This window comes from Bacillus sp. CDB3 (genome assembly GCF_002081505.1).
GTDB classification, from domain to species: Bacteria; Bacillota; Bacilli; order Bacillales; family Bacillaceae_G; genus Bacillus_A; species Bacillus_A cereus_AT.
Genome location: NZ_ALBR01000145.1, coordinates 1 through 5,930, shown reverse-complemented (window position 1 = coordinate 5,930; position 5,930 = coordinate 1). Strand labels below are relative to the sequence as shown.

The following is a 5,930-nucleotide window of genomic DNA, read 5'->3' as shown; positions in this document are numbered from 1 at the left end:
CACAGGACCAAAAGGAGATCCAGGACCCGCGGGTACAGGTACTAATTGTCCTTGTATCGTAAGATATGATGTAGCAATACCTAATTTGGGATCTATTCCAGATATTCCAGCTGGTTCTGATGTCCCTTTTCCAATTACAAAAGTAAATGTTCCAGGCTCTCTTATTACCTCTAACCAAAATAATACTATATATACTGTTCATGAACCTGGAATATATAGAATTTTTTTCCAAGTAATGCAGATAGTGGTAATTGACGCGAGATTGCCAAATACCATGGATTCGGCAGGAACAGTAGCAATTTTCATTAATGGTCAACAATATGCTAATACAGAAGGAGCTCGTATTAGTCCAACACTTGCATCTGGTAACCAGGTTATCTCAGCAGAAGCAATAGCTGATTTAAATAGTGGATCTACAATAGAAATTAGAAATAGTGATATATGGGGACATCCACTCCGCGGTTTCACACCCAATGGTTTATCTTTTGATGATTGTGGTGTGCGCGTAATAATAATTGAGCGTATATGTTGTAAGTGAATACCCATAGCTAAAGCAATGAGTTTTGAAAATAACAAGTTTCAATTACCGTCCCCTCCTAAAAAGGTGGGTTTTCGGGGTTCTTCAATTGCTTGCGCTCTCTCGGAAACAGCGTGATAAATGAAAAAAAGGTAACATCCATCTACTACAAAATGGATGTTACCTTTTTTATCATTCTTCTATCTCGATTTCTTCTTGTAAACTACCGTTATATTGCAACTTTTCCTCTTCTGTTAACTCTACACAATCCTGATGGAACTTCAACAAATCAGAATTCCATTTTGCAATAATTTTATAAAAATACTCGTTCTTATCTTTCGTTTTATACTTGTCCAACTCACCATTTTCATACTTCAAAGCATAGTCTTTAAACAGTCCACCATATACAATCAACTGGCGACCTTTTAATGCGGAATAAAACACATCAAATACTTCTCGACTCACAGACATCTCGTAATCTTTTGCTGAATACTTCGCGATCTCACTCACTGCATTTCCTTCTCGAATCAATTGTACTTTCTGAATATGTACTTGTGTTATCTCTGGTAAATCCGTAGCTTCTCGCCACATCGAGAGCCACTCTTTTTGTGAAATATAAGATTTAGTATCTGTAAAATATGATTTGTTCACACAAAGCAACACATGAAAATGTGGATTATAATCATCACGTTCTTTGTTATAAGTCATCTCTAATTTTCGAATATACCCCTTAATAGACCTTACTACATTTCGTCTTTTAAATAATTTATGAAAAGCCTTATTAAATCTATCAATCTCACTTTTAACTAAATCCCCTTTGATATTTGGAGTCGTCAATGTAAGAAATAAAAACTCTTTCTTTTCCTCAAGTTTAATAGCTTCCATCATCATCGCGATCTTCAGCGCATCTTTACATGCCTTCCTCCAAGCACAAATGGGACAAAACCGATTTTTACAAGGATTCGAAGCTATTAATTTAATTTTTTCTTTATCACGAGTCGAAATGAATTGATTAAATGTACTACACTCTTTAAACAATTCACGCCCACCTTTACTTAATCGTTTTTCAATAAATTCATAGATTTTTAAATTCTGTTTTTTCTTCGGTTGATACTTGCTAACAACTACATCTTGCTTTTTATTTGTCATATTTGCTATATTAGTCCCAGACATGTGTATACTGAATGTATATTCACTATACAAAAGGGTACATGAAACCCTTTGAAAAAGACTTGCCCCTTTCATAAAAATTTATTGTTTTTACTTAGACACTAAAAACTATAAATTAATATGCTAGGTTGAGCAAGTCTTTTTCGCGAAAAACCCTATAACCACAAGACTTAAAGTGATATAAGGACACCAATTTACGTGCGTAAATAGTTACCCTTATATCAAGATAGAAAATTTAGCCCGAAAAAACGGCTAAATTTTGCTCTTAAAAAACGACCAAAAACCGGTCGAAAAACACCCCAAAAAAACAGAGATTTTAACCCCCTTTTTTTAGCTCTTTTTTCTACACCCAAATTCCATATCCAAACCTCACACATATTTCAAATTTTTTACCAAAGACGAAACACTAGTTAAAAATCCATCTCCCCTCTGTTATCTCTCATGTGGTTAAAAGGACAAACCACTAACAATTGCACAGCAAACACATCATACAAAAACAATAAACAACTGATTCCGAACGTACAAAATACACCGTAATCAACCGAACGTCGTTTAAAGGGTCTAACGCCACTATTTTAAGATTTTGTTTGTTTGTTATGTTTTTATATTAAATAAGTTTTGTCGATTGTTATTCGAGCTTACAGGCGCCTTAAAACGAACGAGAAGAGGCTTGTCTCTCTTGAATATTGTTTTCTAAGAATTTGATTGTTTTACCAATCTGTACTCATACTACCGTTCTGTGACATATCTTTTCATTGTGAAACCACCTAGCTTTACAGAATACAGGATGCAATGTGAGTAGCTTTCTGTTTCTTCCCAGCAATTTATATAACTCCTTACTCAAAAGGGATTGCCCCCTACAAAATGCTATCTTGTAGGGGGCAATCCCTTTTTTTTTACGCTTCTTCCCATTTTCAACTCGATTTTTTCTCTTTCTCAAACTCAGATTCTCACAAATTAATTTCACTCTTTTCTAATCCCCCAACCCCCTTTTATCAAAAAGGGGACTCCCTCGCCGGTAGGCACCCCCAAAACAGCTGTATATGGTCAAAAAACAAATCGTTCATTTTAAGGTGCCTATTGGCCTTTTGTGGTGGCCTTGTTTGTTTGTAGTCTTTTTATATTACAATCACTTTAAAAACTCTATACCGACCTAATAGGTGTCTTAAAATGGAATGACAGGGCAGTCTTTTAACTCCGTCATTTCCCGCTAGAGTTATTTGTGATACAATCACCTATGTCATAACTTAATTTTCCTATGTTATGACATAGAACAAAGGGTGATAGTTCAAGTCTTTTTTTCTGAAAGTGTTCGATTGTTTTTGGTTGTGAGGGCAAACCATCAACATCTTCACAACAAGCATATAGCACGACATACAAAACACCTGATTCCAAACATGTTAAAAAACATGTCGGAATCAGGTGTTTTGTTGTTTAAACCACTTTAAGCTTGATATAAGAGGTTTTTATCTTTTTAAGTGTTTTGTATTATCAATCACTTAACAATTCTATACAAAACGTACACAAGCCTTAAAACGAATATTACTAGTAGTAAACCGTTTTCGATATTCCCGACACATCATACTCCAAAACAAATACCAACACACTACGACATATTTTACTCTTTTCTAACACGCTTCCCTACGCCTCGCTAAAAAACAAACTTTTCACTTCCGCCAGGCTTGTTTTCCTCGCCAAGCCTCGTTATATCTCCTAAAATTTCGCTATTTTTTTAAAAAGAACACCGCTGGGATCTATCCAACATTTTTTTCTCAAGTACAAAATAACCAAAACCCTGTTACACTTCAGAAGTACACGAGTCAGACCCTAATAAAATACCCTAATAAAAAAGTCCGTTATTTTGTAACGGACTTTTTTTACGTTCAGTTCTTGGGGATCCCCCGGCCAACACTCTCACCCAAAAACAAAGAAGAGGAAGAGTTAAAATAATTTATGTTTGGCGAGGAAAGTTTGTAGGTGGATAAAATATATTCTCAGGCGGATAAAATACGCTTATTGTAAAATAAATGATAAGAGTGATAACAAATATAAAAAAAAGGAAATCTACTACTCGAAGCATAGAAGTGTACACACTCCCTTTCATTACATTTTTTTATAGTATTTGGTCTCATTCACCAAATACTATAAAAAAATGTAATGAAATAATGGAATATTTAACAGGATTTAGTGTTTTTTATAAATATTTGGGTTTTTATTTTATTATTTTTAAATGTTTTATTTCTTTTCTGACTTGTTGTAAATTTTTATCTTGTCCTCTAAAAGCAAACGAAGGATCTAAACGATATGTATTAGAAGCACCTATCTTAGGTCCTTTAACTAAAATTCCATGATTAGAAAGTTCTTTGATTGCCCTTGAAACATGAGGAGGATTCATTTTTAATTCTTCAGCTATGTCTTTTTGTCTAATCCTCAACCAGTTTTCATAATCTAACTTAGCTAATAAAATCATATAAACACGCAGTGTTTCGCCTTTTAAGTTAAGTTTAGCTACATGTGTTAATCCTTCTTGAAACATCATAACCCAGTCTCCTTTATAAACTTTTTTCTTTTTTGTTGGAGTTAATAAATATTGTTGAATTTCTCCTGTTTTTTCATCAGGAACTTCAATAAAAATATCTTTATCTAATGGTGACATTAACTTTTTTACCTCCTCACAAATAATTACCGTATATGGTAACTATTATACATACCAAATATGGTAAGAATAATACCAAATATGGTAACTATTTTGTTTAAAAAAACCTTTATTTATAAGGTTTTTTTAAACTGCTCTTTGTGTCTTTTATAATAGGGGCTAAAAATTTCGCAAGAAATAGGTAGTATTTTTGAGCAAAAACCACTCAAAAATCTCCACCTTTTTCGCTTCGCTATATTCTTGCAAATTTTTTTTCGGCAGGTGTGAGCATGTCGCCAAGCCGAACATACCAAAAACGAGGGTTTAAGTAGCACGACTTGGACCAGCAATTATACCTGCCGAATCGCTTGTGCTATCGTTCGAAAATTTCAGTTGTTCGAGAAATAGATACGTAAACATTGGGGGCTAGCCCCCAAACCCCCAGCCAGCACTCTCACCCAAAAACAAGGGGAAAACCTTTTGGATTTTGTTCTTATTTTTACGTGTATTGGTTGGCTATTTAATCAGCCGATATATCGAGCGAAGCGACAACCATTTTCTAAACGAAAAAATGTAATTTTTGAGGTTAGAAAATGGTAAAGGTGCTAGGAATTTTCCTAGCAAGTCAAAAACAACGTTTTTGGGGAGTGTGGTCACACTCCCATAGCTTGCCATACCCCCCATGATCCAAATGTGGGGTAAAGACAGTTCGGTTGGAAGGTTCATTGATTTTAGAGAGTCTTGGCGTTAGCCTTGCTGTGGCGGTAGCCGTTGTTTTTTACGGCTGCCGGTACGGCAAAAGGTTGCCAAAGGGAGGCTCGAAATCAAGTGGTTCTTTGCTATCGTAATCGGATAGGCTACTTTGACAATTCATAAACAACAAACAAAAAATTAGAAATCCAAAAAATCACTACAGTGCGCACTTACACAAACTCAAAAAATTTGTCGCTCTTCCCCAAAAACATCGAAATGTTTTTGTCACCCGCTGGGGCTTTTATCCTAAAAAATTATTCATTTAAAAAACTCATGCTATCTAATAAGCAGGTATCCTATGTCCCCATTTCTATAACGTCTCATCCATTACATAACAAAGCATTTCTCCTATATAGGTATTTGTCCAATCGTGTTTATATTAGTGTCATAAATTGGTACAGTATACAAAAAATCAAAGGGAAGAGGTGCGTATATGTCACAGGCTAATATACCTAACATTACGCCTAATATTTCCATTACACGAGACGATGCGCTCAATTTATTATTATCTTCTATTGCTTTAGAAGAGTTAGGAATTGCTCATATTCTCAATGCAGAAGGTGAGAAAATTCAATATACGTTGGGAACTTTACATGGTACAACAGGTCCTGGGCCATCTATTCCGGATCTTCTGAATGTAAACAAAAGTGTACAGGATATGTTAGATACTGCCGTAAAACAGGAACTTTTACTAGAATCAAAATTAAAAACTGTTTCGGATATTATGGGTAAAACATGTGGAGGAACAGGAACAACATGTCCGCCAGGTCCAGCAGGTCCAGCAGGACCGCCAGGACCACAAGGACCAGCAGGTACAGGTGCAGGTACACCAGGGCCAACAGGACCAAAAGGAGA

At 35.2% G+C, this 5,930-nt stretch carries 4 protein-coding genes; 2 read left to right on the top strand and 2 right to left on the bottom strand.

The annotated features are described in order from the left end of the window. On the top strand, positions 1–538 hold a 538-nt coding region (locus CDB3_RS32015; protein ID WP_179139799.1), incomplete at its 5' end, for a hypothetical protein. Between the two features lie 171 nt (positions 539–709). Here the strand turns inward: CDB3_RS32015 and CDB3_RS31460 are convergent. Beyond that, positions 710–1,666: a protein rep gene (locus CDB3_RS31460; protein ID WP_128857197.1), complete on the bottom strand. Its 957-nt coding sequence runs from the start codon at positions 1,664–1,666 to the stop codon at positions 710–712. Between the two features lie 2,233 nt (positions 1,667–3,899). After that, positions 3,900–4,343: a helix-turn-helix domain-containing protein gene (locus CDB3_RS31455; RefSeq protein ID WP_128857196.1), complete on the bottom strand. Its 444-nt coding sequence runs from the start codon at positions 4,341–4,343 to the stop codon at positions 3,900–3,902. Between the two features lie 1,165 nt (positions 4,344–5,508). Here CDB3_RS31455 and CDB3_RS32010 point away from each other — a divergent pair. After that, the coding region (locus CDB3_RS32010) for an alpha-helical endospore appendage domain-containing protein (RefSeq protein WP_483861154.1) at positions 5,509–5,930 on the top strand (422 nt) is incomplete at its 3' end.

Excerpts from the sequence above, each read along its gene's own strand:
- CDB3_RS31460 (WP_128857197.1), bottom strand. The coding sequence starts at position 1,666 with ATGACAAATAAAAAGCAAGATGTAGTTGTTAGCAAGTATCAACCGAAG.
- CDB3_RS31455 (WP_128857196.1), bottom strand. The coding sequence starts at position 4,343 with ATGTCACCATTAGATAAAGATATTTTTATTGAAGTTCCTGATGAAAAA.